Annotated in this window: 22 protein-coding genes and 5 pseudogenes; 20 read left to right on the forward strand and 7 right to left on the reverse strand. The window is 60.9% G+C overall.

Translation table 11 applies throughout. The annotated features are described in order from the left end of the window. Positions 1-176 precede the first annotated feature (176 nt). The 5 genes from BLW71_RS38665 to BLW71_RS38685 form a co-directional block, all read right to left on the reverse strand. Entirely contained in the window at positions 177-1,142 is a 966-nt protein-coding gene (locus BLW71_RS38665) for a serine hydrolase (protein ID WP_091809822.1), read from the reverse strand. 246 nt (positions 1,143-1,388) lie between these two features. After that, positions 1,389-2,249, reverse strand: a complete 861-nt coding sequence (locus BLW71_RS38670) for an efflux RND transporter periplasmic adaptor subunit (RefSeq protein ID WP_091809824.1) — start codon at positions 2,247-2,249, stop codon at positions 1,389-1,391. A gap of 13 nt (positions 2,250-2,262) precedes the next feature. After that, positions 2,263-2,463, reverse strand: a complete 201-nt coding sequence (locus BLW71_RS38675; protein ID WP_012433767.1) for a DUF1656 domain-containing protein — start codon at positions 2,461-2,463, stop codon at positions 2,263-2,265. Then, a complete protein-coding gene (locus BLW71_RS38680) occupies positions 2,453-4,663 on the reverse strand; it encodes an FUSC family protein (protein WP_091809826.1) in 2,211 nt (736 codons plus the stop codon). The genes BLW71_RS38675 and BLW71_RS38680 overlap by 11 nt, the downstream gene beginning before the upstream one ends. Before the next feature lie 11 nt (positions 4,664-4,674). Next, a complete protein-coding gene (locus BLW71_RS38685) occupies positions 4,675-6,330 on the reverse strand; it encodes an efflux transporter outer membrane subunit (RefSeq protein ID WP_091809828.1) in 1,656 nt (551 codons plus the stop codon). Between the two features lie 156 nt (positions 6,331-6,486). Here BLW71_RS38685 and BLW71_RS38690 point away from each other — a divergent pair, with 156 nt between their 5' ends. The 6 genes and pseudogenes from BLW71_RS38690 to BLW71_RS38710 all read left to right on the forward strand — a co-directional run. Continuing rightward, entirely contained in the window at positions 6,487-7,452 is a 966-nt protein-coding gene (locus BLW71_RS38690; protein ID WP_091809830.1) for a LysR family transcriptional regulator, read from the forward strand. 129 nt (positions 7,453-7,581) lie between these two features. Beyond that, positions 7,582-7,760 (forward strand): annotated as a pseudogene (locus tag BLW71_RS42620) (IS6 family transposase); the annotation flags it as partial. Positions 7,761-7,880: 120 nt separating this feature from the next. Continuing rightward, a pseudogene (locus BLW71_RS43060) lies at positions 7,881-8,009 on the forward strand (IS6 family transposase); the annotation flags it as partial. Between the two features lie 407 nt (positions 8,010-8,416). Next, positions 8,417-9,901, forward strand: a pseudogene (locus tag BLW71_RS38700) (mechanosensitive ion channel protein); the annotation flags it as partial. Positions 9,902-9,990: 89 nt separating this feature from the next. Beyond that, the gene (locus tag BLW71_RS38705; protein ID WP_091809832.1) at positions 9,991-11,373 is read left to right on the forward strand and encodes an IS4 family transposase; all 1,383 of its coding nucleotides are present in this window, start codon (positions 9,991-9,993) and stop codon (positions 11,371-11,373) included. A 40-nt stretch (positions 11,374-11,413) separates the two neighbouring features. Further along, positions 11,414-12,538 (forward strand): annotated as a pseudogene (locus tag BLW71_RS38710) (mechanosensitive ion channel family protein); the annotation flags it as partial. Between the two features lie 197 nt (positions 12,539-12,735). Here BLW71_RS38710 and BLW71_RS43065 read toward each other — a convergent pair. Then, positions 12,736-12,903, reverse strand: a pseudogene (locus BLW71_RS43065) (ISKra4 family transposase); the annotation flags it as partial. 281 nt (positions 12,904-13,184) lie between these two features. Here BLW71_RS43065 and BLW71_RS38720 point away from each other — a divergent pair. The 7 genes from BLW71_RS38720 (at position 13,185) to BLW71_RS38750 (ending at position 19,061) form a co-directional block, all read left to right on the forward strand. Beyond that, positions 13,185-13,877, forward strand: coding sequence for a hypothetical protein (locus BLW71_RS38720; protein WP_091809838.1), 693 nt, complete (start codon positions 13,185-13,187; stop codon positions 13,875-13,877). Continuing rightward, positions 13,870-14,508, forward strand: coding sequence for an RES family NAD+ phosphorylase (locus BLW71_RS38725; RefSeq protein ID WP_177205236.1), 639 nt, complete (start codon positions 13,870-13,872; stop codon positions 14,506-14,508). The genes BLW71_RS38720 and BLW71_RS38725 overlap by 8 nt, the downstream gene beginning before the upstream one ends. A gap of 181 nt (positions 14,509-14,689) precedes the next feature. Then, positions 14,690-14,908, forward strand: a complete 219-nt coding sequence (locus BLW71_RS38730) for an addiction module antidote protein (protein ID WP_286162267.1) — start codon at positions 14,690-14,692, stop codon at positions 14,906-14,908. Positions 14,909-15,000: 92 nt separating this feature from the next. Next, positions 15,001-15,279, forward strand: coding sequence for a hypothetical protein (locus BLW71_RS38735; RefSeq protein WP_091809847.1), 279 nt, complete (start codon positions 15,001-15,003; stop codon positions 15,277-15,279). 194 nt (positions 15,280-15,473) lie between these two features. Continuing rightward, a complete protein-coding gene (locus BLW71_RS38740) occupies positions 15,474-15,803 on the forward strand; it encodes a class I poly(R)-hydroxyalkanoic acid synthase (protein WP_143048449.1) in 330 nt (109 codons plus the stop codon). A gap of 255 nt (positions 15,804-16,058) precedes the next feature. After that, positions 16,059-18,026, forward strand: a complete 1,968-nt coding sequence (locus BLW71_RS38745; RefSeq protein ID WP_091810114.1) for a diguanylate cyclase domain-containing protein — start codon at positions 16,059-16,061, stop codon at positions 18,024-18,026. A 12-nt stretch (positions 18,027-18,038) separates the two neighbouring features. Further along, on the forward strand, positions 18,039-19,061 hold the full coding sequence (locus BLW71_RS38750; RefSeq protein WP_091810116.1) for a helix-turn-helix transcriptional regulator: 1,023 nt from the start codon (positions 18,039-18,041) through the stop codon (positions 19,059-19,061). A 166-nt stretch (positions 19,062-19,227) separates the two neighbouring features. Here the strand turns inward: BLW71_RS38750 and BLW71_RS38755 are convergent, their stop codons facing one another. Beyond that, complete coding sequence (locus tag BLW71_RS38755) at positions 19,228-19,626, reverse strand: helix-turn-helix domain-containing protein (RefSeq protein WP_091809853.1); 399 nt, start codon at positions 19,624-19,626, stop codon at positions 19,228-19,230. Between the two features lie 88 nt (positions 19,627-19,714). Between BLW71_RS38755 and BLW71_RS38760 the strand changes: the two genes are divergently transcribed. The 7 genes from BLW71_RS38760 (at position 19,715) to BLW71_RS38790 (ending at position 25,142) form a co-directional block, all read left to right on the forward strand. Then, entirely contained in the window at positions 19,715-19,936 is a 222-nt protein-coding gene (locus tag BLW71_RS38760; RefSeq protein WP_091809854.1) for a DNA-binding protein, read from the forward strand. Between the two features lie 173 nt (positions 19,937-20,109). Then, positions 20,110-20,769 (forward strand): lytic transglycosylase domain-containing protein, encoded by a 660-nt coding sequence (locus BLW71_RS38765; RefSeq protein ID WP_091809855.1) that lies wholly within the window; start codon positions 20,110-20,112, stop codon positions 20,767-20,769. Positions 20,770-20,921: 152 nt separating this feature from the next. Then, positions 20,922-21,185 (forward strand): hypothetical protein, encoded by a 264-nt coding sequence (locus BLW71_RS38770; protein ID WP_286162268.1) that lies wholly within the window; start codon positions 20,922-20,924, stop codon positions 21,183-21,185. Between the two features lie 7 nt (positions 21,186-21,192). Next, positions 21,193-21,630, forward strand: coding sequence for a VirB3 family type IV secretion system protein (locus BLW71_RS38775; RefSeq protein WP_091809857.1), 438 nt, complete (start codon positions 21,193-21,195; stop codon positions 21,628-21,630). Positions 21,631-21,944: 314 nt separating this feature from the next. After that, on the forward strand, positions 21,945-24,206 hold the full coding sequence (locus BLW71_RS38780; RefSeq protein ID WP_286162269.1) for a VirB4 family type IV secretion system protein: 2,262 nt from the start codon (positions 21,945-21,947) through the stop codon (positions 24,204-24,206). A 23-nt stretch (positions 24,207-24,229) separates the two neighbouring features. Continuing rightward, the gene (locus BLW71_RS38785; RefSeq protein WP_091809859.1) at positions 24,230-24,907 is read left to right on the forward strand and encodes a TrbJ/VirB5 family protein; all 678 of its coding nucleotides are present in this window, start codon (positions 24,230-24,232) and stop codon (positions 24,905-24,907) included. Further along, complete coding sequence (locus BLW71_RS38790) at positions 24,897-25,142, forward strand: hypothetical protein (protein ID WP_091809860.1); 246 nt, start codon at positions 24,897-24,899, stop codon at positions 25,140-25,142. Before BLW71_RS38785 ends, BLW71_RS38790 begins: the two co-directional genes overlap by 11 nt. Positions 25,143-25,147 lie beyond the last annotated feature (5 nt).

A 25,147-nucleotide genomic window follows, 5' to 3' on the forward strand; every position in this document is an offset into this window, starting at 1 on the left:
CGGGGCCGACTACCGGTTTGGGAAGCGTCCCGGCGCGAGGCATTGGGTGCAGTGGGAGAGCGCCGCGCGGGTGAATGACCTGCTCGAACAGTGGTTCGCTACATGAGTCCGCCGGCAGTGCCTGCTATGCCGGCGTGGTTGAGTGGCTAAAGCGGGGCCGGCGCGTGCCTGATGCTTCAGGTCCCGCCATGGCTGGTGTCGTTAGCCGTGAGCCGGGGCCGTTCGTCCGAAATAATGAAGGAGCGCAGTGCCGCGGCGTCCGCGAAATCGGAATTGCGGCCCGACGAATCCAGCAGCACCACGACCAACGGCCGATCGGCGATTGTGGCTTGCATGACGAAACATATTCCGGCTTCGTTGATGAAGCCCGTCTTTTGCAGACCGATCTCCCAACGCGGGTCTCGAATCAGCGCATTCGTGCTTCGATATGCGATGGTTCTCTTGCCGGTGTTGACGGTATAGCTGTGGTCCGTCGAGAAGGTGCGAATCAATGGGTACTGATAGGCGGCCTCGATCATTTTGACCAGGTCGCGTGCGCTGGACACGTTCTTGCTCGTGAGACCAGTCGGGCTTTCGAAATGCGTATCGGTCATACCCAAGGCTTTCGCTTTCGCGTTCATGGCCGCGATAAATGCGGGGCGGCCTCCAGGGTAGTAGCGCGACAGAGCCGTCGCAGCGCGATTCTCCGATGCCATCAATGCGATGTGCAGCATGTCCGCACGGTTCAGTGTTGAACCTACGGATAAGCGCGATCCCGTCATCTTCTCGTAGTCCCGGTCCTCGTCGGTGACCGTAATCTCTTCCGCCAGCGAAGTTTTCGAATCGAGCACGACCATTGAGGTCATGAGCTTCGTGATCGATGCAATCGGGACAACCGCGTCCGAGTTTTTGTCGAACAGTGCGTCGTGTGTTCTTTCATCCACCACATACGCGACAGTAGAACGAAGCGCTGGCTTGCGAGGAGATTCTGTAATTCCGAAGGCGGTACTCGAAAGCGGCCGCCGTTCGAAAACCGCCGGACGCAGGCCCAGGTGCTGTCGTGATTCTGTCGTCTCACCGCGTGGATTGGCGTTGACGTGATGCGCGGGCTTCGCAACTGCATGTTTGTCCCGATGGTGGCGTACGTGTTTTGCGCTCGCCATTGTCGTTGCCGGTGTTGCCGCCGGTGCCGACGCCGATAGATTCGGCGACTTTAGTCCGGGTGGTATGGATGCTCATTGAACCTTGGAAAATGAAAAGGCAAAAGACCAGCGCGGGTAAGTTTAATTAGTCATTGAAGGGGCGGCAATTACAAAGGCTTACTAGTACTACAGCCGCCTGCGACATGACAATGGCAACCAGTTTTGTACACCAATCATCAGCCGCTCGCAGAGAGCGACGGTGCGCGTTCAGTTCGCGGCGATGACGACAGTACAGGTGATCCCGGCCGCCAGCACGATATCATCCGGCACAGAATCAATCTTCACCCGCACCGGTACGCGCTGTGCCAACCTGACCCAGTTGAAAGTCGGATTCACATCAGCAAGCAGTTCGCGGCTTTCCGGATTATCCCGATCATAGATCCCTCGAGAAATACTCTCGACATGCCCCTGCAGCGTGCCACCGCTCATCAGCCGGACTTCAGCCTTATCACCGATACGAACACGAGGAAGCTTGGTTTCCTCAAAATACCCATACACCCAGAAAGAGTGACTATCGACAATCGCCAGCTTGGCGGCACCAGCAGTCGCATAATCGCCGCGAAACACGCTCAGATTCGTGACGTAACCGTCCGCCGGCGACACCACCCGAGTCCGATCGAGATTGAGCCTGGCTGCATCGAGCGCGGCCAGTGCCTGCTGGTACGAAGCCTCGGCGGCGGACGCCGTATGCGTCGCATTCTCGCGGTTTTCCTTCGACACGACCAGCGCGTCCATATCGGCGCGCCGTTGCGCGTCGTCGCGCTTCATCTGCAACTCGGCCTTGCGGGCGGCCACGGCGGCCTGCGCCTGTTCGACCGCGATCTGATAGTGCGACGGATCGATCTGCATCAGCAGGTCGCCCTTCTTCACCAGCTGGTTGTCCTTCACCGGCAGATCCACAACCGCGCCGGAGACATCTGGCGCGACATTCACGATCTCGGCGCGCACGCGCCCGTCACGTGTCCACGGTTCATCCATGTAATGAACCCACAGCACGCGCCCAATCAAAATCGCGACGATAAAAATAATGGCTGTCGCGACGAAGCCCACAATATTTCGGATGGTCATGTTTCGACTCTGATCAACGATAAACGGCGAGACCCAGCACGCCGCACACACACACGAGCAGGCTGGCCCGGAACAAGGACGGATGCCACACCACGCGATACACGCCCGTATAGGCGATCACGCGGTCCAACACCCAGGTCAGCGCGGCGCCCGCGATGAACAGCAGCACGATGGCCGGCACGTAGGCGTCGAAAACAGCAATATCACGTGGCATGACGAACTCCTTCTGACGCGTCGGCACGTCCGCTCATCAGCGGTTCAAGCGGCGATTGCGGATCGAGCAGCGCGGTACGAATGAAATGCAGTTGACTCAAAATGCGTTGCAGCCGATGCCGCTCTTCACGCGGCGGCGTGAAGGTGGCGAGCATCTGCTGAACCGTGGCGATGGCATCGGTGGTCGCGGCCAGCGCGCGGTCGAAACGGTCTTCACGCGGCCGTTCGAATAGCGTGGCCAGCGCGTCGCGCATCGAACGCAACGCGACGCGCCACGGCATCGACTTCGCATGGCGCGCGTCGGCGGGCAGCGCCGCGACCTCGCGGCGCAGGTCGATCACCGCGTTGCCGACTTCGAGCACCGAGAAGAGCCAGCGCAAGGTGTCGCGTTTGAGCTCGGGCTCGTTCTGCGCGAGCGCATTGATCTGGAACATCAGATCGCGCGCGCCGCTCTCGAAGCGCGACCGCACCCGGCGCATGCCCGCGCGGCTCGCCAGCACGACCTGGCGGCGCAGATCGACCAGCAGGCGGTTGCGCAGCCACGGCGTCGAAGGCGGCAGCAACACCGCGAACGCGATCGACGACACCAGCATCGACAGCACGAGCGCCAGCGCGTCGTTCATGAAGGCGCTCGGGTCGTAGTGAATCACGTTGTCCGGGCCGGCCAGGAAACAGAAGAAGATGCAATAGCCGACGCCGTAGCCGGCCAGCGCGGGCCGAGTCGTCATGAACACGCCGAGCAGCAGGAACGGCGTGAGCGCGGCGCACAGCAGCGGAAAGCCGTCGATGTGCGGATACACGCCGTACACCGCGATCATGCCCATCACCGCAGCGGCCAGCGTGCCGCCGGCCATCTGGAAGGCCGTGCGCTTCGGATTCGGCGACGACGACGCCAGCGCACAGACCGTTGCGGCGACCAGCGTCAAGGTCGAGCCGCTCGGCCACGCGGTCGCGATCCAGAACGCGCTGAGCACCATCATCACGATGGCCGCCCGCACGCCGGCGACGCCCGCCGCGATCGCGTTCGTCTTCGGTTCGTAACGCTCGATCCAGCGCTCGCGCTCGTGCGTATCGACGGCAAGCGACGCGTACGTGGCCGCATACGCATGCAGATCGTCGATGAAGCGGTACAGCAGTTCGGCGCCGGTGTCGAAGTCGAGCAGCGGCGCCTCGGGATGCGCTTCCAGTTGCGCCCGTGTCGCGCGCATGCGTTTGGGCAACTCGGCTTTGTAGGCCTCGAGTTGCGCGGCGGCGTGCGCGGCGTCGGCGGCGCTCAGCACGGGTTCGCCGGACTTCGCGAGCAGCGGGGCGATTTCCTTGAAGTACGGTTCGAGCGCGTCGATCGCGGTGGCCGCGCCGCTCGTGTTCGTGTTGCGCAAGCGGTTCATCAACTGATGCAGCGCGTGAAAGCGCGTCGACGCGGTCATGAACTCGCTGTTCAGACGCGCGAGACGGCCGCCGCGCATGCGCGAATCGGGGCCTTCGAACACGGCCACGCTGCGCGCGGCCTCGAAACCGACGATGTCGGCGACAAAGCGCGCATTGGTCGCTTCGATCCGCGCGCGGTCGTTGCGGCCGGCGAGCGACGTCGACACATATTCGACGAACGCCGAGAACCGCGCGCGCACGGTGCCGCGCATCTGCAAGCCGGCGAACTGTGGAAACACGAGGCCGCTCACCGCGCCCGCGCAGACGATGCCGACCACCACTTCGGCCACCCGTGTGAGCGCGCTCAGAAACGCGCCGTCCGGATGTTGCGAAGCGGGGATGCCGATCAGCGCGGCGGTATAGCCGGCGAGCACGAAACCGTACGACCGGAAGTTGCGGTTGCGCGCGGCGCCGGCGGTACAGATGCCGACCCAGATCGCCGTCGTGACGATGAACAGTTCGGGCTGCTGCGCGAACAGGCCGATCAACGCGAGCATCACGACGAGACCGACCAGCGTGCCGCAGATCCGGTAGAAGCTCTTCGCGAACACCATGCCGCTTTGCGGCTGCATCACGATGAACACGGTGGTCATCGCGGTGCGCGGCTGCGGCAGGTCGAGCTTCATCGCGACGCCGAGCGCGAGGAAGCAGGCGGCGAGCGCTTTGAAGAGGTAGATCCACGTGAGGCCGTCGTTGCGGGCCCAGTCGGCGGCGGCCGCGTATAACGCGGCGAACGACGTCCGACGCGAGGCGGAAGAGGGGGAGGCTGACATGTTCGGCTTCCTCACTCGGCCGCTCGCGCACTGGCTGACGGGCGCGTTGTGGCAGCAGTGGCGCTCATGCCGGCACCGATCGCGTGTGTGGCGACAGCCGGCGCGGTGTTGTCCGCGTGGCTGGCCGGAGCTGTCTGCGCCGGCGCGTTCGCGGGCTTGACCGCGGCCTTGCCTTTGCCCTTGCCATGTGCAGGCAACGTCTCGTTCGCCTGCGGGCCATTGGCCGGCTCGTCGAGCCCGCCGCCCAACGCCGTGACCAGTGATGCATGCGCGCCCAGCCGCTCGGCCTGAATCTTCGCAACGCCTTCCTGCGCGCGCAGCAACTGGTTCTGCGCGACCAGCACATTCAGATAGTCGGTCAGGCCGCGTCGATAGCCTTCGCGCGACAGCTCGTAGTTCCTGCGGGCCGCCGCGACCGAACGGTCGGCATCGTCGGCCTGGGTGGCCAGCGAGCGGATGCGGATCACCTGATCGGAGATGTCCTTGAGCGCGCCGACAATCGACTGGTTGTAGCTCTCGACGGCTTCGTCATAGCCTGCCGACGCCGCGCCGAGCTGCGAACGCAGCCGTCCGCCATCGAGGATCGGCAGCGACAGCGCCGGCCCCGCGCTCCAGCTATGCGACGGGTTCTTCAGAAACTGGAACAGCGGCCCCATTGCCGCATACCCGCCGATCGACGCCAGCAGGTTGATGTCCGGGTAGAAGTCGGCCTTGGCGACGTCGATGCCGCGCGCCTGTGCCGCGACCGTCCAGCGCGCCGCGACCACGTCCGGCCGATGGCCGATCAGATCCGCAGGCAGTGCGCTTGGCAGACTGGCGGGTGCGTCGTCGAGCGAGAGCGTCGGACGCTGGATCGAATCGCCCGCGCCCGGACCCCTGCCGGCCAGCGCGGCCAGCTGATTGCGGCCGAGCGCGATCTTTTCTTCGATTTCGTCGATCTGGCGTTCGTATTCCGGCAGCGGCGTTTCGGCCTGGCTTACTTCGAGCTGCGTGCCGATACCGCCTTTCAGACGCCGGTTGGCCAGATCCACGATCTGCTGCTGTTGCTGCAGGGTGGCCTTGGCGATGTCGAGCAGCGCGTAGTTCATCGACATCTCGATGTACGTGCGCACCACGTTGCCTTCCAGTTCGAGCCGGGCGGCGCGCGCATCGGCCGAACTCGCATGGGCGGCGTCGAGCGCGCGTTCGGCGGCGTTCTTGTCTTTGCCCCAGATGTCGAGGTGATACGACAGGCCAAGCGTGCCGGTGTTGTTCCACGATTGCTCGCCGGCCAGCGGTCCCGGGCCGTAGTAGAGGTTGTCGGCCCATTTCTGACGCTGGATCGACAGGCTGCCGTTGACTTGCGGCGACAGCGCTGAGCGGGCGACGCCCGCCATCGACATGGCTTCGCGCACGCGCGCCTGGGCGGCCGCGAGGCTCGGATTGCCCGCTTGGGCATCTTCGATCCACTGGTTCAGTTGTGGATCGTTATAGGCACGCCACCAGTCGGCGGCGGGCCATTGGGCGTCCGCGTTGGCGGCGCGGATCGCGTTGCCCGCGTCAAGTGAAGCGGGTTCGATTCCGCTGGCCTGCGGCGCGACGCCTCCGGTACTGGCGCAACCGACGATTGTTAATGAAATAGCAATAGCCGATGTGATGCCGATCCATTTTGGTGCCGGAGACTGCACGATTCTCTCCAAAAATGACTATATCGATCCTCGCATCATTATATTTTCGTTAGATTGTTGGAAAAAGAGAAATGATTGCAATGGATTTTTACCGAACTCGAATCAATCGCAGGATTGATGTGTGCAACAATCGGATCGATTTCAGAGGAGCAAGGAATGGATACTCTCCAAAACATGCGGGCATTTGCACGCGTTGTCGAAGCGGGCAGCTTCACAGCAGCTGCGCATCACCTCGGATCAACTACGGCTCACACGTCGCGCGCCGTGTCGGACCTCGAAGCGCACTTGCACACGCGCCTGCTGAATCGGACAACCCGCCGCATTGCTCTGACCGAGGCCGGCGAGCGTTATCTGCACCGGTGCCAGCAGATCCTTGCATATGTCGATCAGGCTGAAGCGGAAGCCGGCGACGCACAGGCGAGACCCTCCGGCAAACTCAAGGTCCACGCGATGACCGGTTTTGGCCAGCATTACATTGTGCCGGCCGTGAGCCGCTATCAGACGCGCTACCCCGACGTGAGTGTCGAGCTGACGCTCGCGCAACGAACGCCGGACCTGCTCGATGAAGGATTTGACGTGTCGCTGACTCTGGCCGCCGGGTTACCTGACTCCGGACTCGTTTCGCAACGCCTGGGCAGCACGTTCAGCGTCGCGTGCGCTTCACCCGCCTACCTCAGCCGCAATGGCACGCCGACGTTACCCGCGGACCTTGGCGGGCATTGCTGTATCCAGATGGTGACGCCTGTCTTTCGCGCCAACGAATGGAGTTTCGATGGACCGAACGGCGAAGAATCGATTGCACTCGGGCCAGCAACATTTCAGATCAATGTTGCCGATGCGCTGGCGATCGCAGTCCGCGAAGGCATGGGTATCGGCCTTTTGCCGACCTATTCCGCCGCCAGCGGGCTGCGCAGCGGAGAACTGGTGCGCATTCTGCCGGAATATACGTCCCAGCGTATGAATGTCTACGCGTTGTATCCGTCGCGCCGGTACCTCGACGCCAAAATCCGGACCTGGGTCGAGTTCCTTCGGGAAGAATTGCCGTCGGTACTCGCCGGGGACCAGGCTGAACTGGGCACGCTACCACACGATCACGCCCTGTCTGTCTGCGGATTCGAGTAATCGGGTTGTGTCGCGACAGGGCGACCTGGTCGAACGATAGCGATTTGGCGAGCACTGCTTACATCGACGGCGGTTTGCTGGTTCTGTTGCAATAGCGGGGGCTGGTATGCTGCGGGACCTCACGTAACGATGCGGGCGACTGCGAGAGCACTAAATCAGGCGGTAGCCAAAGTGCTGAAGCGGTTGCACTATCCGCTCGGGATAGTGTTGGTGTGCGTGCGTTGGTATGTGGCTTGCCCGCAGAGCATCTCATGGAGATGATGGCCGAACGCGGGATTGCGGTCGATCATTCGACCGTGCACCGGTGGTGCCGTCAAACTACAGCGTACGGCTTCCGGACGTTTCGAACGACGGAAATTGCGCTACGTCACGGCATTGGGCAAGTTGCCCGATCCTCCGGCTACCCACACTTTTTACTGACGAACCGAGATTTTAGATGTGCCCGCATCTTGTTGAGCAGCATTGAACCAATGCATATGATCGCCAAGGGGAAGATGAAAGGCGCAGGCAAACTCCAGCCATCTGCCGCTCAGCAACTCTACTTGCTGGCGACATAAGCAATCCTGACCAAATCGCTGTCGTTCGCCAAATCATCTATCGCGACACAACCTCGTATCGCGCGGCCGCGCCCGCTACGCCGTCGAGGGCGCGCTGTTCAAGCCGCCCGGCATAGCGAACTGCTTAACCGAAGTCGTCTTCGCAACCCGGGCCTTCGACCGCTCCGCTGCAACGCGGGAAGTCCTGCGCACGGCCGCCGACACACAGCATGCCGGCGTGGCCTGACCGGCCGTTTTTTTCTGTCCGAGGGTGCCGTTGCGCCGGGTCGCCCGACTTCCCGGCGCTACAGATAGCGGCCTTCCGAGGAGCTTTTACGACCAAACCCGTGACGGTTCATGGTCACGCCACCGAACCGTTCCATGCGTCTCGGCACAGCCGTCCACACCTGTACCCCGCCGTACACCCTATGCGCAAACTATTCCACGCCTGGTTTTTCGTTCTTCTCGCTCTTGGCGCCTCGCCCATCTTTGCCGCAGCAGCGCAAGCCGCGCCCGCGTCGTCTGCGTCCGGCGCCCGAGTTACGCTGACGCCGGAGCAGGCCCGTCAGGCGCTCGTCGTCCTCAATGACCCGAAGCACCGCGCGCAAGTCACCGGTACGCTGCAAGCCATCGCCGCCGCAGGAGCGCTGAGCATGCCGCCTGCGTCCGCGCCGGCGACTGCGTCGGCGCCAGCAGCGGCAAGCGGCGCCGCGGCTAGCGTGCCAGCCGCTTTCCAGCCCAACGGGCTCGCCTCGCAACTTGCCCGTCAGGGTGCGCATTGGGCCGTGAGTCTCGGGACGTCTTTGCGCAGTTCGGTCGCCGCGCTGCTCGACGTCGCATCGGTCCGCGCCTGGTGGAACTGGCAATCGACCAACCCGCAAGCGCGCTCCGTGCTGGGCTACGTCGCGTGGACACTGCTGGCCTCGCTGGTGCCTGCGCTCGTGCTCGAATGGCTCGCACGCCGTCTGTTGCGCCGCGCGTACAAGGCACTCGCCGCGCACCGCGTACAGGACGACGAAGACGACGCGCTGCAAGCCGACCGGCCTGTCGACGTCGCGCCGCAACCGGCCGATGCGCCGAACGCCGCAGTCGCGCCACCCGGCAGATCAGCCGCCGCGTTTGACAATGGCAAAGTCATCGAAGCCGAGGGCAAGCAGAACGCCAGACATCACCGGACGCTCCTGCATCGCCTGCCGCGCGCGCTGCTGACCCTGGTGCTGCGGTTGTTGCCGCTCGTGGTGTTCGTCGGCGCGGCGAGCGCGCTGATGTCGATCTTCACCGACGACAGCGCGCCCCGGGTCCGCGCGCTCGATTCGCTGGTCGACATCTACGTGTTGTGCCGCGTGATCGTGATCGTTAGCGGCTTCTTCCTGCAGCCGTCCGCGCCACGCCTGCGCCTGTTGCGCATGAGCGATGGGTGGGCCGTTTTCGTGCATTGCTGGATGGTGCGTATCGTCAGCGTGGTGGGCGCCGGTTCGGCGGTTGCGGCGATCGCGCAGTCGCTGGGTTTGAACGACGCGGCGCATTTCGCCCTGATGAAGGTGGTCGCGCTCGCCGGCCACATCATGATCTCGATCCTGCTGCTGCAATGCGCCAAACCGGTCGGCGAACTGATCCGCAAGCGCTTCGCCGTGCGTCAATCGCTGGAGATGTTCGGCAATGCGTTCGCGGACAGATGGGCGTGGCTCGCGGTGTTCGTCGTCATGGCGCTGTGGCTCATCTGGGCGTTCGACGTGCAGAACGGCTATCACACGCTGCTGCATCTCGGCGGCATTTCGCTGGCGGTGCTGGTGGGCGCGCGGGTCGTGTCGATTGTGATCTTCGGCGCGCTGGCGCGACTCTTCCATGTGCAGGACGACGCGGCAAGGTCGCTCGTGCATCAGCATGCGTACCGCTACTACCCGCTGCTGCGGCCTAAGGATTACCCACATCTCGATCATCGCTTGTAAACTGCGCTGACCGATGTTAACTTGAGCGCGTTCATGGACCGGAATGAACCGCATTGTCTGCAACGGGTGATTTCGATGACTGGGCCAGCGAAGAATTCGGCGCGGCGGCGCTGGGCGACGCCCGCCTGACGCAGCGCCTCGTTGCGCTCGCGCGCCGGCTGGCGGAGAGCCCGCAGTGTTCGTTTCCACAGTCGCTGGACGGGGCACAACTGAAGGCAGCCTATCGTTTCTTCGACAATCCACGGATCGACACCAACGGCGTATTGGCCAACCACATTGGGCAGACGCTGAACCGCATGCAGCAGGTCCCGGTCGTCCTGGCCCCGCAGGATACGACTGAATTCAACCTCATGCATCTGCCGGCGACGCAGGGACTGGGCCACGGCACGAGCAGTAATGTGCACGGATTCATGCTGCACAGCTTGCTGGCCGTGACACCTGAGGGCCTACCGCTCGGGGTGCTGGGGATGAAGACGTGGATTCGTGCACCCGAGGAATCCGGCAGATCGAAACAACGAAGGAAACGACCTATCGAGGAGAAGGAAAGCGTCAAGTGGCTCGAGGGCCTCGAGCATCTGGCATCGGTGAAAGCGCGCTGCCCCGACACCCACATCATCGGCATCTCCGACCGCGACGGCGATGTCTACGATGTGTTCATCGCTCCTCGGCCAGTGGGCGTTGACTGGCTGGTACGTGCAGCCTGGAGCCGCCGCGTTGCGCATCCGCAGGCATATCTGTGGGACGCCGTTGCGGCAGAGCCCGCTGTGGGCGAAACGGATCTGCTGGTGCCGACCCGGAATGGAAAAACACCGACACGCACTGCGCAATTGACGGTGCGTTGCAAGGCGCTCCGGTTGCGTCCGCCGCGCAGCCGTCAGCACGATAAGTTGCCGGATGCCGAGGTGTTTGTGATCCACGCGCTGGAGACTCAGCCCCCCGAGGGCGTCGAGCCGATCGAATGGATGTTGCTGAGTTCGGTGCCGACACTGACCTGCGATGACGCACTCGAACGTTTGGCGTGGTATGCCCGCCGTTGGACGATTGAATCGTGGCATCGCGTCCTGAAGAGCGGGTGTCAGATCGAGGCCCGACAATTCGGCCACCTGGATCGCTTCGTGCGCGCCACGGCATTGTTTGCTGTCATCAGCTGGCGCATCATGTACGCGACGCTGCTGGCTCGCCTTGATGGCGACCTGTCCTGCGAAGTGCTGCTGCAGCCGCTCGAATGGCACGCGCTGTATTGCCGGATACACGGCACTACGCAATTGCCGGCCGAACCGCCAACGCTCGCGCAGGTGGTGCTCTGGGTTGCAAAGCTCGGTGGTTATCTCAATCGCAAGCACGACCATCCCCCTGGACCAACCGTGATGTGGCGTGGCTTTCTCGCACTGCACGAGAGCACGGTCATGTATCGTATCTTCCGGCAAAACGAGTAGCCTACGTCGGAATCAAATCAAGAGATGTGGGTAATCCTCAGTGCTGCGGCGCGTGGTCTCGTGGATGATCGGCGTTGTCACCGCGCTGGCGCTGTTGCAGGTGTGGGGCATGCACGTGGCGGACCTGTTCCGGGCCGGCACAGTCGGACACCGGCTCGTGTCGGCGATCGTCACGATCGGTGTCACGGCCGTCATCGCACTGCTGGTGTGGGAGAGCGTCAACGTATCGGTCGAACAGCGGCTGGACCGCTGGACCACCAGCGGTGACCTGGTGCGCGCCGCACGCTTGCGCACCCTGCTGCCGATGCTGCGCAGCGCGCTCTTCTGCGTGATCGCGCTGGTAGTGGTGCTTACCGGCCTGAGCGAACTTGGGGTGAACGTCGGGCCGCTGCTGGCAGGCGCGAGCATCTTCGGCGTGGCGCTCGGTTTCGGCTCGCAAAAACTGGTGCAGGATTTCATCACCGGCATTTTCCTGCTGATGGAAAACGCCATGCAGGTCGGCGACTGGGTCACGCTCGCGGGCGTGTCGGGCACTGTCGAATATCTGTCGATCCGCACCGTGCGATTGCGCGGCGGCGACGGTTCGCTCTACACCGTGCCGTTCAGTTCCGTATCGACGGTGAACAACACCAACCGGGGAATCGGCAATGCCGCGGTGAAGGTCAATATCGTGTTCGGCCAGGACGTCGATCTGGCCATCGACACCTTGAAGGAAATCGGCGCCGCCTTACGCGAGGACGACAAGTTCAAGGACGGCATTCTGTCGGACTTCAGCTTCTGGGGCGTCGATGCGCTCGACGGCTCGGCCATCACGCTGGCCGGCCAGATTCAGTGCCGCGACAGCGCGCGCTGGGGCGTGCAGCGCGAATTCAACCGGCGCATTCTCTTCCAGTTCCAGGAGCGCGGCATCGAGATCGCGAACCCGCAGCGCCACCTGTTGACGTGGGACCCGGAAAGCGCGCCGGCGAGGATCGAACCCGGTGAGACGCCCAAAGGCGCGCTGCAGGACGAGCCGACCCAAGGCCCGCCGCCCGCCGATGCTTCATTGTCCGCCGCAGCCAGGAAAGCCGATGCGCCGGCAGAGGACCAGTTGCCGGTCGGCTCCAAGCCGACCGGCGGTCCGGGAACGCCAGCAGATCCTGGTTCAACCTCTGCGCATGAGTGAAGTAAAGACCGTGGCCGGCGTCTTCGTAGACGTGGAATGAAGCGCCGGGTACCAGCGCACGCACTGAATGATCACATCGCAGTTGAAGTGACGAAGAACAGATCGCCCATGCTTTTAAGCTTGCTCATTATCGAATCGTGAAATCGGGGGAGCAGGACTCTAACCAGGAGAGCGCGCCATTCCGGGGGCGGGAGCCTCTATGCCGCCTCCTTTAGCGCCGCTGGTTCTTCCGCGCTCATTCCGGGAAATCGACCGACGATTTTCAGCAGATCGTCGTTCAGGACCTGCACGCGGGTTTGCCGCAGCAGATGCGCGCCTCGCAGGAAAGGCCAAGCCTGCTGACAGTCGAAAAACCGGTCGGTGACGCCAGCCCCCGGAATGACGCGCTCTCCGCATACGCGCCGCGCGTACGGGGTTTGGCACACTTTATGACCGGATTCCAGAGGCGGGAAAGGGTGAGTTATCCACAGTATCTGTTTGTAACCCTGTGGATAGCCTTGCGCGCGGACGTTCAAGTTGTTGAAATCGGAGGCTTTTGGATCGTTGAACACTCGGTAGTCGCGTCAACGAACGCCGAAGCGTAGCGTGTCACCGTTATTATTGTGATATAGTAAATTCATGTCACGGAAGTAACCGGAGAGGTGCCATGCTCAGTTTCATCGCGGATAACCCGGGCGCCAAGAAGCCGGCCCGGAAGCGGAGTGCGCCAGCCAGTCAGGTTGCCGAAGGCACGGAAAATCATTTCTGGAGCATTGTCGTCAAGTTGGCGGCGACCCGTGAAATGACGGCGGTTCTCGTCGACGAAATATGGGCTGAGGAGTCCAGCCTGACGATGGCCGATCGCGTTGATCTGACACAGCGTGTCCGGCAGCGCGCGCACGACGCGGAGACGGAGGCTCTCCAGGCAATGGTCGATACGACCCCCGTTCGACGCCCAACGCCGGATCTGGCCGATCTCGAAAGAAAAGCCATCGTGTCTATCCTCGCGGGAACCGTGTGGCTGAGCGCCCACGAGGTCGGTATCCGCCACAACCCGAACTCCACCAATCCGAACGCCGCCATCAGCCGCTGGAAGAAGGAGGGCAAAGTTTTCGCCATCGAGCGCGCCGGGCAGACACTCTATCCTGAGTATATCTTTGACGAATTCTGGAACCCCCGCCCGGTCGTGGTCACGATCCTGAAGGTCTTCGACGGCTACTCGCCGTTCCGCATCGCCGCGTGGTTTGAGTCCACCAACAGCATGCTGAACAGCCGGCGCCCGCGAGAGGTTATTGCAGGCAATCCAGCGGCCGTCGTCGAGGCCGCGCTTGATGAGAGGCAGGGTGCGGTGCATGGATAGTCCGGTTGTACCGCCGCCGGGCACTGGCCACTTCACCCTCAAACGCGTGCCGCCAGGCACCTGGTACCGCGTCCATCCTAAGCGCTATGCCCCCGGCGCATTTAATGATTCGGGGCTGGGAAATGCCCGGTTCAGCCCGCTGATGCAAGCCGCAACCGGCGAGGTGATTCCGACGATCTACGCCGCTGACACGATACGAGGGGCGGTCATGGAAGTCGTGCTTCACGATGTTCCTCGCGCTTCGGCTGGGTATATTCACCCGCTTGCCCGGGACAGGAAATCAGACAATCATCTGAGCGTCATTCAATTGCCTGAACTGCGGCTCGTCAACCTCACTGCAACCGGGCTGCGCTCCGTGGGGCTGACCCCGGCCGACCTGTTCGAAGGGGATAAACCCGACTACCCGCGCACCCGGGCATGGGCTTCGTGGATCTGGGAAAACTTGCCTCGCGCGCACGGATTGATCTGGATGTCGCGGCAGGACAACGAGTCACGAGCGATCATGCTTTTTGGAGGCCGTCTGAACGCATCCGAGATTGTTCCGGGCCATTCTGAGCAGATCGCACGTCATGAATCGGTGATCGTTGAACTCCTGGGCGAAATGGGAGCGTCTGCGTCCACGTGGACGTAAGGCTTCAGGACAGAGTGTCGCGCGGGAGCATGCCATGCCCAGTATGCAACTGTTCACAGGCACGGGACATTGTTCTTGCAAAGATACTCGCACAAGAGTGAAAGGAGTGACATGATCGAGAAACTGACTACCTGCTATCCAGCCAGGGGCGCTGGTTGATAGTGATGAGATGGTCTTTTTTATGGCTGATGCCCTAGAAACAGGGGATGCCACATATATCGCGACGGCACTTGGTGTCGTTGCCCGCGCAAAGGGAATGGCACAGATAGCAAATGAAACAGGATTGTCCAGTGAGCAGCTTTATCGCTCGTTCAGCGAGAATGGCAAGCCGACGCTGAAAACGACCCTTGCCGTGATGAAGGCAGTAGGGATCGACCTGACTGCCAAGGTGCACGCGTAGTCCATTTGGCATTTGCCGAATAGGCTTGTCTTTGTCCGAAGGGCAGGTGATGACGCGGGAGGATTGCTTGACGAAAGATGGAGAAGATTGGAATGGATATTAGATTCAAAGCGAATCTTCAGAAACTGAGCAGGGAGAATAGGGAGCGGATCCGATGGCGAAAAGCGGTGGAAGCCGCCGAGCAGGATTGGAAGGATTGTCGGCCCGAGGACCGAACCCAAATGGCCGGTGAGCTCGCCGTTCTTTTGCACGGCTTGAAGTCGGATATCAGCGACAGCAAAACGGACGAGATCACACAAGCCGGGTTGATGGACAGAATTGAAGCGCTGCACGACGCTATCCTGGGAGATCAGTCGTCGGAAGTATCATGATGCTTTGACGACATCATCTGGGAGATAACCCCATGTGCTATCCGGCTCACTTCATGGTGGACTACCGTCATTAGGAGAACGAAACGTTCATCGAACACGGCGTCGGCCGGTGGCAAGCCAGAGCGGATCGTGACGATGACGTTCAGTTTGATCGACCTAGGCCGGCGGCCGAATCCCTCGACGGTATGCGAGGTGTGCTCACCGATGAGGTCGCCGAGCGGCCGCTCGTGATCGTGCCCCCTGCACCAACAAGCTCTACATCCTCGATCTTCCAGTCGGAGAATTCCTTCGTGCGCTTCGCGTGCGAACAGGCCCAGACGGTATTCCCGGGTTCGTGGCGTAATCCCGACGCGGATTTGGGGCACATCACCTGGGACGACTACCTCGAAGAAGGCGCGATGAAGGCAATCGGGGGCGGGCGCGTGGTCAGCGGCGCCGACATGATCAATGCGGTCGACCGGTGCGGGGGCGGGAAGATCCTGTCGTCGGCGCTTGCGGTGCTGCGCGCACGCGGCGATGACTAGGTGGCGAGCCTGTTCTCATTTCACCGGTGGCCATCCGCAGGTTAGCTGTCCGTGATGCGTTAGAAGCGGTTCCTTACGAGAGTTCGGAAAGCGTTGTGAGTCCGTTCATTCGGAGACGCATACCCGCAACGGCGATGAAGCACGCATCATCCTATGTCCGTATGCGAGCTGCATAAAACGATTGCCTCGCATGTAACGGTTTGTAAAAGACTTCCCATTCGATCCATTAGACGATTTATGGTTATTCGGATGGACATGTACGAACACGAAGCGATAGACCTGTTCCGGGCGACGTTTGAAACGCTGAGTCCGCGCTGGCAGTTGTCTCACGATAGCAATGCCCTCGAACTGAGCCCGATTACCGGGCCGGTCGCCGCAGCTGTAAAGCTTTCGTCCGAGCAGGCCACACAGATCCGCATGCTTGCCGGTGTCACCTCGAGCGTGACTGTCGACGCGCTGCTGTTTGAAAAAAAGTTTCGTCTTCACCTGGTTGGACGGAAAATCGATCGAACCAGGTGGGCTGGAACGGCCTCGCCGAGCATTAATGCTGAAGCTGTGGCGGATGATCTGGCGCGCGGGCTGTCATTTGCAGAGACGGTCCTGTCGGAAGTGAATTCACTGGTTGTGATCCTGAATCGCGACGGCACTATTCAACGGTTCAACCGGTTCGCTGAAGAGCTTTCCGGCCTCAGGGAAGCTGACGTAATCGGGAAAAATGCGTGGGACCTGTTCATGTCCGACGAGGATGGAAGTGAGTCCCGTCAGAACATAGAAAGGTTTTTCGTACGCGGCGAGGCGTACGAGGTGGAACGGACGGTAAAAACGATCAGGGGTCCGCGACTGTTCCAGTTCCGCAACAAGTTCGCCAGAACGGGGGATCGTCCTGGCGACACGTTTCTGATCTGTTCGGGCATCGACATCACTGAAGAACGACGGGCTCGTAATCGCCTGACCGAGTTGGCGAATACCGATACGTTGACCGGATTGAGAAACCGGAACTACCTGATGGATCGCCTCGACCATCTGATAGCGACTTCGAAAAGCGTTGGTCGTCTCGCGCTTCTCTTTATCGATCTTGACAACTTCAAGCGAATTAACGACTCCCTCGGACATAGGGACGGGGATCAACTCCTCAAACAGGTGGCGAAACGTGTGCAGCGTGTCGCCGGTGATGAGCAGGAGGTCATTCGGGTTAGCGGCGACGAATTCGTGATCGTCGTTAGTGGTGACTTTGCCCGCTTCACAGCCCAGGAGCTGGCAAACCGCGTCGTAGAAGACTTTGAGCTCGCCTATGTGCTGCGCGCGAATAGCTATCGGATGCGGGCAAGCATTGGAGTGGTCGAGCATGTGAAGCACGGAGACAGCGCATTCGATCTTCTTACACGTGCTGACCTCGCGATGTACGCGGCCAAAGCAGTTGGTAAAGGCAAGGATATCAGCGCGTGCCATGTATATACGCCCGAACTGTCCGAACGCGCTGAGCGTGGGCTGGAGTTCTATCAGGCGCTGCAGTATGGGTTTCTCCGGAAAGAATTCGAGCTGGACTACCGGGACTGCTATACCGTCGACGGAACCGCACGCGGCCTTCTTGTATTGGCGCAGTGGAATCGCGTCGGCTCGGCCCCCGTGGAGGGGCGCGAGCTTTTTTCAATGGTCGAGTCGTCTGGCTTCGGCGTCCAGCTCGGCGAGTTCCAGTTGACCGAGGCGTGCCGGCAGTTGCAGGAGCGGCGTGCCGCTGGGCAAGTTGTTCAGCACATTACCTTGAACGTGCCATATGCGCAGCTCGTTGACGGTGACCTTGCTGGCTGCGTATCCGAATGTTTGCGTGAGCACGCAATGGAGCCGTCGGCCCTGCGGCTGATCGTCCAGAACCGCCTGGATCCGACAGCAGAACATGTTCTCGACAAGCTGGGAGCGATACGTTCCACAGGCGTGCAGATTCTTGCTGCGCTTACGGTCGACTCGGTATTTCCGAATCTGGCGAAGTTGCATGTTGACGGCCTTGCCATCCACGAAGAGTTTGTGCGGCGCCTATCTTCTGAGCCGGTTTCCCGAGCACTCGTCAAAGGCATAGTCGGCGTCTGTAGCGAGATGGAATTGAGCGTCCTCGTTCATGGTGTGGACAGCAAGGAGCAGTTCACGTGGCTCACGCAATTCCCCGAAGCAGAGGTGCAAGGTCGTTTCGTTACCGACGCCTTCTCCGCGACGGGTTCATCGATGTAGAGGCATATGTCGATGCAGGAGAAAGTGATCGAGGCGGCTACACCCGCGCCACTGCATGAAGATGAACACCATATTTTCAACGAGTGCGTGGAACTGAGTCTGTCTCAGGACTGGGTCTTGACGCGAAGTTTGATTCGGGGCGACGGGGCATCGTTTCGCCAGATTGTCGCGATAGATAGCATGGACGATCTGTCGGACTTTGTGACAGCTGATCCATATGAGACGCGTTTGCAGGGGAGTTACGATCGTATCCGGCAGAAATGTGTCTCAGCCATGAGGGGTGATCGCCCGAGACAGGTCGAAACCGGCGACCCGTTAAGATTAATTGGCGAGCTTTCAATGTGCGCGACGGAAGGCGCGCTGCTGTCCAAGGTGCGAACTATCATTGAAGGTCTGGGCGGAATGCAGTTCACTTACCAATGGATCCGCTTTGATGGTGCGAATCCTGTCACTGGCGATTCCGTAGAGACACGTTACCTCGTTGGTTGCAGACCTGCCTGGACACAGCAGTACATCGCAAGGCTGTGGTATATGAACGATCCCTACGTGACATACGCCAGGTCGAATGTTGCACCTGCGCTGGCGTCGCACGTAAATGTGCATCGCGTCGATCACTGGCTGGTGACAGAGGCGCGCATGCACGGCTTTGCGAGCGGGATCGTTGCCCCGGCGCATATCCATGGCCATGGTCTGGTCGGGCTGCTACATGTGAGCAATTCAATCCGGGCGCCCGCTGGCGAGGGCGTGCTGTGGGACAACCGGGTGCTATTGCTCGCCATGTCGTCGGTACTCTTGAGCTGGCGTGTGTCGCAGGTACGCCAGAATGCGCTGGCGAAGTATGAGCTCAGCGAACAGGAGACACAGATCCTGCGGATGCTACGGGATGGCGCAAGCGCATCCCACGTCGCCGATCAACTGGGAATGTCAAAGCATACAGTCTATAAAACAGTCTACCAGCGGATCACCAGAAAAACGGGCGCAACGAGAATTACAGATGCCGTAGCAAAAGCGGCCGCCCACGGTCTGCTCGACTGAATCGATTGTCGTGATCCGTGGTATCCCTACCCCGGGGATATAATAAGGATAACTTAGTAGCTTGCTTGTGCATACTAATTCGGTGGCTTGAATTCGCCATCGTTTCTGCGCCATAGTGTTACTACCGTTTCAGTGCGATGGCGCAGATTGCCACTTGATGAAATAGTCAGGAAAGAAGGTCGATCGCTTTCTGCGCGACGAGCGGATCGACCTGACCGGTTTCTGATGCAGTTTGATAGACCAAAGCGACAAGCTTTGCCTTCTTTTCAATGTCCATGGAATGCCCAGCGGCAGAAATGCTGGTTTCGATAATGGCGAACACGCTTCGTAGCAATTGCTCATCAACAGCGCCGTAGCGCGGAGGTCGTTTCCCGCTCAGCAAGTACGACACGTCAAAGCCGTGCTCGAGCAGGGTCATCAGATAGCCAGCGTCCGGATAGCGCTGCTCTTTTTCGTAGGCAGATTGCGTCTTGCGGTTGATGCCGGTCCATTCGGAGATGTTTCCCTGAGTAAGTCCGAGCCGGTCACGCTCTTCGGCCAGGCGCAAACCAAACGTAGATGGCATATAAATTGGTCTTGTATGTTGCGAATGGCACAAAAATGTCCCATACTGGTAATAACTTGTCCTAGCCGATCAGTATACGGGCCACCGCATGGCACTGAAAACATTGGAAGAGGTACGCGCAGAGTTCGACCGGTGTGGCATCTCCATTTCGAGCTGGGCCGTAAAACACGGAATCCCCCGCAACATCGTGAGCGGCGTGTTGCAAGGCAGACTGAAGGGCAAGCGCGGTCACGCGCATAACGCGGCAGTCCTGCTGGGACTGAAAGACGGCGTTGTAAATCGTGAGGAGGCACGCGAGCCAGATCTTTGAGCGGTACTGCCAGCGAGGGAAGGGTAGGTGAGGATGCAGGAGCGGTCAGCGTCAATGTTGCGAGCATTGGCGTCGACCTGACCAGTTGTTGGAACCTGAGAGGTCGACAATGGCTAGAGGCATTATATCGTTCGGGCGCAGCCGGCGACATAACGTGCGCGACGGGGGAAGTCATGCTTGATTTCAACTCGCTGGCCGAGCAATGCGCGCCGAACGTCCACCCCATGACGCTTCAGGCGGTCGTGAGGACTGAATCCCGCTTCAACCCGTACGCGATCGGCGTCGTTGGTGGCCACCTTGTCCGGCAGCCGCATGATCGTGCGGAAGCCGTGGCAACGGCAAAGGCGCTCGAAGCTCAAGGCATCAACTTCAGCATGGGTCTTGGGCAGGTCAACAAGACCAATCTCGCCCGTTACGGACTGACCTACGAAACAGCCTTCGACCCGTGCAATAACCTGCGCGCGGGCGGCGCCATCCTGCACGACTGCTATCAGCGGGCGGCCGCGGCAATGGGGCCGGGCACACCCGCGTTGCGTGCTGCGATCAGCTGTTACTACAGTGGTAACTTCACGCGCGGCGAGGCAGCCGACGCCAACGGCACCAGCTACGTACAACGCGTTGTTGCCAACGCCCAGACGGCGACCGGTTCAACCAATGTCGTTCCTGCGATTCCGGTTGTGATGGACCGTCAGTCCGACAGACCAACGCACGCTGGCGCGCCCGACGCCAAAACATCCTCCGCGCACCGCAGCGGCCACAAACAACGGCTGGACGGACCGCATCCGTCATGGGACGCATTTGGCGATTCCGCCTGCGACGACGATTGCAACTGATCTGACCCACGACGACGCGGCCTGATCCCAAACACGTGAAAGGAGAAGCCATGTATCGCAAGACGAAGCTCAGAATCATGAAATCAGTACAACTGAAAGAGTATTCATATCGCATATTGATACGGCGAATTTCGCCCTGTATGCGCCAGACGATGGCCCTCGGCATCGCAATCGGTCCGGAACTTGCGTTCGCGGGTGGAGGGCTCGATTCGGCGACGCAGGGCGCGACCACGTTCAAGATCTGGCTTTATTCGTTTCTCGGCGTCTGCGCGGCCTGTGTGCTGATGTGGAAGGGCGCGGAGTGCTGGGCTGACCGCGCGCACTGGAGCGAGTTCATAACGATGTGCGGCAAGGTTGCGGTGGTGGGTTCGGTGGTCGGCGTACTCGCACCTTATCTGTGGAACATGTTTAGCTGAGCACGCCATGTCGGACGAAAAAACCCGCTATCCCGGATTCAACGGTCTTGGCCGCACGGCGGCCATCTGGGGCGTCCCCTACATGGCGATGCTGGTTGTCGTTGTCGCGTCGATGTTCGTCGGCGTGCTGGTTTCCTTCTTCGTCGGACCCGGCGGCCTGCTGTTCGTCTTTCTCGGCTTTCCAGTACTGCTGTATTTCAAGCACGTCTGCGAAACCGATGACCAGGGCCTGCGGATCATGTGGCTGGAACTGCGTTGCCGCTTCTACTTCTGGCAGCTGCGGGTCCGTGCGCGCGTAAACGCCGGGCGGGCTACGCCCCGCTTCGGCAACACCGCTACGCTCGCGCCGTTGCGATACGGACGACAGCGCCGCGTCTACCGCGATTTCCTCAAACTGTTGTCCAAGGGTGAGCGCCGGCTGCGCGAGCTCGATACGGAGGCTTGATGCAGAGCAGACCCGCCGTCTCCAGCGAAATTCTCGGCGCGATCGGCGCCGTGGAAGACTGGATTCCGAAGTACGGCCATCCAGTCACGAAACACGTACAGCACCTTGAGGGCAACCGGTTCATGGTGACGCTGGCCATGCGTGGCGTGCCGTTTGAAGTGCATGAGAACGTCGTGATGGAGCGCATGTTCGATCGCGACACGGAAGCGTACAGCAAGCTTGGTCGCGACCTGGGTGGCCGCCTTGGCTATCACGCAACGTTCACGCGCCGTCGTGTGAGTTTTGATCGCGTGTACCGGTTCAGACAACGCTTCATGCAGTGGTTCGTGGGGGAGTATGTCGGACGGCGTTTCGGCGCCGAAAAATTCTTCGAGAACGGCTACTACCTGTCGCTGATCCTGAAATACGAGGACTTTGACGACGGACTGAAAGAAATCGGATCACTGGCGCAACAGGTGCTGCTGCAGTTCGCCGGGTATGAAGCCGGATTGCTTGAAGTGTACGAACGCCAGCACATGAACGGCACCAAGATGCTGTTCTCGCCTTTGTATGGGCTCGTCAGTTATCTCGTCAATGGGAGGACCGGCGATCTGCCGGTCGCGGCGGAACCCGGAACCGATGTGATCCCGTCGAGCCATCTGCATTTTGGGTACAACACGCTTGAAATCGCGGGGAGCGACGTGCCGGCGTACCGGCGTGTTGCCACCTGCCTTGACCTTCGCAGCTGCCCGGAAAAGCCGGGCTGGGGCCAGCTCGACCCGTTGATCACGTTGAACATGGAATTCACGATTACGCATACGTTCAACTGTATGACGGGCTTCGAATCAAACCGGACCATCGATTCGGCAATCAACAAGCTGGAGTCGGCTGGTGACAAGGCGAAGCATCAGATCAGGGAACTGCGCGACGCGCAGGGTTACGTGAACACGGGCGAACTGTCGTTCGGTGAGTATCACGGCGCGGCGGTTATCTATGGCGAAACAGCGAAAGAGGCGCTTGAAAACGCGGACAGGTTTGCGTCCCGCTCACGCAACGAGTGTGGGGTTGAATGGTCGCCCGCGACGGGGTCTGCTCCGTTCACGTACTTCTCACAGGTCCCGGGGGCGCGAGTCAAACCACGGCCGAAGGTGCAGTCCTCGCGCAATTTCGCAGCGATGTACACGTGCCATGACTATTCGTCAGGCAAGGCGGAAGGTAACCCGATCGGCGACGGGTCAGCCGTGATCCCGTTTCGCTCGGATTCGGGCGTCTACAACTACAGTTCGCACGCGAGCCGGCTGGGGGACATCAATGTTTCGGAGAAGGTTGCCGGCCATTTTGAAGGGAAGGGTACGACGGGCAGCGGCAAGTCGACGGTCATCGTAGCGGTGACAGGCATGCTGTCCCGTTTCGATCCGATGTTGTACGTACTGGATAAGGGCCGGGGCTGGGAAGTGTTCATCCGGGTGATGGGCGGCGCCTATGTCTATCTGGAGAAAGGCAAGCCGACCGGATGGGCGCCGTTCGAGCTCGCCGATACGCCAGACAATCGCGAATTCCTGTATGGGCTCGTCGAACTTTGCGGCCGGAAGAACGGTGTCGACCATCAGGGTAAGCCAATCAGGATCGACCTGACGGCCGGCGAGAAGATTCAGTGCCGCAACGCCGTCGATGCGGTAATGGGAGTCGATGACGTACGGCTGCGCCGCTTCAGCCTGCTACTGGACAGCATTCCGGACGAGGGTGACGACAGCCTCCGCACCCGTCTGTCGCTCTGGTGCAAGTCGGAGGGTGGCCGGTTCTGGTGGGTGTTCGATAACCCGCCCAATCTCTCCCTGAACATGAGCGGGCAACGCTGGATCGGTTTCGATGTTGAAGCATTTCTTGTCGAAAACTACGAGCCGTCGGAGCCCGCATTTGCTTACCTGTTCCATCTCAAGAAACTGATGCGTCGCGAGGGCACCCTGATGCAGACGGTGATCGAGGAGTACTGGTTGCCGCTGCGCTTTCGCACGATCCGCGAGCAGATCGAGGAAACCCTTGCCAGCGGGCGGAAAGAGGGGGAGTTCATGGGACTCATCACGCAACAGCCGGAGCAGGCGCAGCGTGCAGCGGACCTGTTTCCCGCGCTGCGCAGTCTGGTCGCGACGAAGATCTGGCTCGCCGACCCGGCGGCTGAAGAAGAAGCGTATCTGCGCGACGGCATGACGCGCAAGGAGTTCCGGGAGTTCAAAAAGCTCACGCCACAGTCACGCCGTTTCCTGATCAAGCAGGGTAACCAGTCGGCATTCGCCAGTTTCGACCTGAACGGGCTTGAGGACGCGATTGCGGTGTTCTCTGGGGACCGCGAGAACGTGCTGATCTGCGACGCGGTGCGCGCTGAGCTGGGCGACGATCCGGACGTCTGGTTGCCCGTCTATCTGGAGCGGGTGTTCGAACGTAAGCTGCGCACACGGCTCGCGGCGAAGCACGGCGCCGATGAGCGCCTGTGGTCCGCCGAGCTGCAGCGCGGCCTCGAGCGCAAGCGCGCCGAGCTCGCCGGCATCTACCCGGCTGCGCGGTTCATCGAAGCCGACGCCGAACCACTGACTGTCTGACCGTAACGCAATGGAGGAATGAAATGAACCTCAACGATGTCAGGCCGACCGTGCGGCTGTTCCAGGCAGGCCGTGTGGCTGCCGCTACGCTCGCGCTGTGCGCTGCGGGCGCCGTTCACGGGCAGGGCGTCCCGACGATTTCGCCGGCCGAGCTTGCGCAGCAGATGGTGCAGGTCCAGCAGCTGTTTCAGCAGATTCAGAACCAGGAGGCCCAGTATCAGGCGCTCACCGGCAACAGCAGTTTCGGGACCATCATGAACGATGCGTCGCTGCGTAACTATCTTCCCGAACAGTGGCAGAACATTTACGACCAGGCGAAGAGCGGCGGTCTCTCGGGTATCAGCTCGTCGATGCGCTCGATCGAACAGCAGGAGGGCATGACGGACGCCACGACGGCTGGGCAGCAGCGCTACTACGACGCGCTTGCGACCAACAAGGCGATGAACCAGCAGGCGTACAGCGCGACGATGGCGCGCCTGAACAACATTCAGGCGCTGATGCAGCAGTCCAACGTGACGCAGGATCCCGCGCAGAAGGCTGATCTGCAGAACCGGATGTCGGCGGAAGAGGCGATGGTCACGAATGACCAGACGCGGCTGCAGCTCTCCGCACAGCTGCAGCAGGCTGAGCTCAAGCTCGTTGAAGAGCAGCGCGATCGTGAATTCAAAAATCAATTCCTCGGAGGTTCAAGTGGCCAATAAAGCCTTGCTTGGCGCAATTATCAGTTTGCTGGTCGTAATCGCGGGATACCTTGGATATCTGGCGTGGGACCGTCATCAGCACAACGTTCAGGAAGAGATTGAACATAGGCAGGAGCTGGAATTCAAGGCGCACCTGCTCGGCACGACGCCCGAACAATTGGAGAAGGAGGAAACACCTGAGCAGCGTCAGCGGGACAAGGATGCTGACGAGGTAGTGAAGAAAGCGATGCAATAACTGTC

Origin of the sequence: Burkholderia sp. WP9 (assembly GCF_900104795.1) — a bacterium.
GTDB lineage: Bacteria > Pseudomonadota > Gammaproteobacteria > Burkholderiales > Burkholderiaceae > Paraburkholderia.

Excerpts from the sequence above, each read along its gene's own strand:
- BLW71_RS38780 (WP_286162269.1), top strand. The coding sequence starts at position 21,945 with ATGCAGTGGTTCGTGGGGGAGTATGTCGGACGGCGTTTCGGCGCCGAA.
- BLW71_RS38750 (WP_091810116.1), top strand. The coding sequence starts at position 18,039 with ATGCAGGAGAAAGTGATCGAGGCGGCTACACCCGCGCCACTGCATGAA.
- BLW71_RS38680 (WP_091809826.1), bottom strand. The coding sequence starts at position 4,663 with ATGTCAGCCTCCCCCTCTTCCGCCTCGCGTCGGACGTCGTTCGCCGCG.
- BLW71_RS38785 (WP_091809859.1), top strand. The coding sequence starts at position 24,230 with ATGAACCTCAACGATGTCAGGCCGACCGTGCGGCTGTTCCAGGCAGGC.
- BLW71_RS38725 (WP_177205236.1), top strand. The coding sequence starts at position 13,870 with ATGGATAGTCCGGTTGTACCGCCGCCGGGCACTGGCCACTTCACCCTC.
- BLW71_RS38675 (WP_012433767.1), bottom strand. The coding sequence starts at position 2,463 with ATGCCACGTGATATTGCTGTTTTCGACGCCTACGTGCCGGCCATCGTG.
- BLW71_RS38730 (WP_286162267.1), top strand. The coding sequence starts at position 14,690 with ATGGCTGATGCCCTAGAAACAGGGGATGCCACATATATCGCGACGGCA.
- BLW71_RS38665 (WP_091809822.1), bottom strand. The coding sequence starts at position 1,142 with ATGGCGAGCGCAAAACACGTACGCCACCATCGGGACAAACATGCAGTT.
- BLW71_RS38765 (WP_091809855.1), top strand. The coding sequence starts at position 20,110 with ATGCTTGATTTCAACTCGCTGGCCGAGCAATGCGCGCCGAACGTCCAC.
- BLW71_RS38760 (WP_091809854.1), top strand. The coding sequence starts at position 19,715 with ATGGCACTGAAAACATTGGAAGAGGTACGCGCAGAGTTCGACCGGTGT.
- BLW71_RS38720 (WP_091809838.1), top strand. The coding sequence starts at position 13,185 with ATGCTCAGTTTCATCGCGGATAACCCGGGCGCCAAGAAGCCGGCCCGG.
- BLW71_RS38755 (WP_091809853.1), bottom strand. The coding sequence starts at position 19,626 with ATGCCATCTACGTTTGGTTTGCGCCTGGCCGAAGAGCGTGACCGGCTC.
- BLW71_RS38735 (WP_091809847.1), top strand. The coding sequence starts at position 15,001 with ATGGATATTAGATTCAAAGCGAATCTTCAGAAACTGAGCAGGGAGAAT.
- BLW71_RS38775 (WP_091809857.1), top strand. The coding sequence starts at position 21,193 with ATGTCGGACGAAAAAACCCGCTATCCCGGATTCAACGGTCTTGGCCGC.
- BLW71_RS38670 (WP_091809824.1), bottom strand. The coding sequence starts at position 2,249 with ATGACCATCCGAAATATTGTGGGCTTCGTCGCGACAGCCATTATTTTT.
- BLW71_RS38770 (WP_286162268.1), top strand. The coding sequence starts at position 20,922 with ATGGCCCTCGGCATCGCAATCGGTCCGGAACTTGCGTTCGCGGGTGGA.
- BLW71_RS38745 (WP_091810114.1), top strand. The coding sequence starts at position 16,059 with ATGTACGAACACGAAGCGATAGACCTGTTCCGGGCGACGTTTGAAACG.
- BLW71_RS38690 (WP_091809830.1), top strand. The coding sequence starts at position 6,487 with ATGGATACTCTCCAAAACATGCGGGCATTTGCACGCGTTGTCGAAGCG.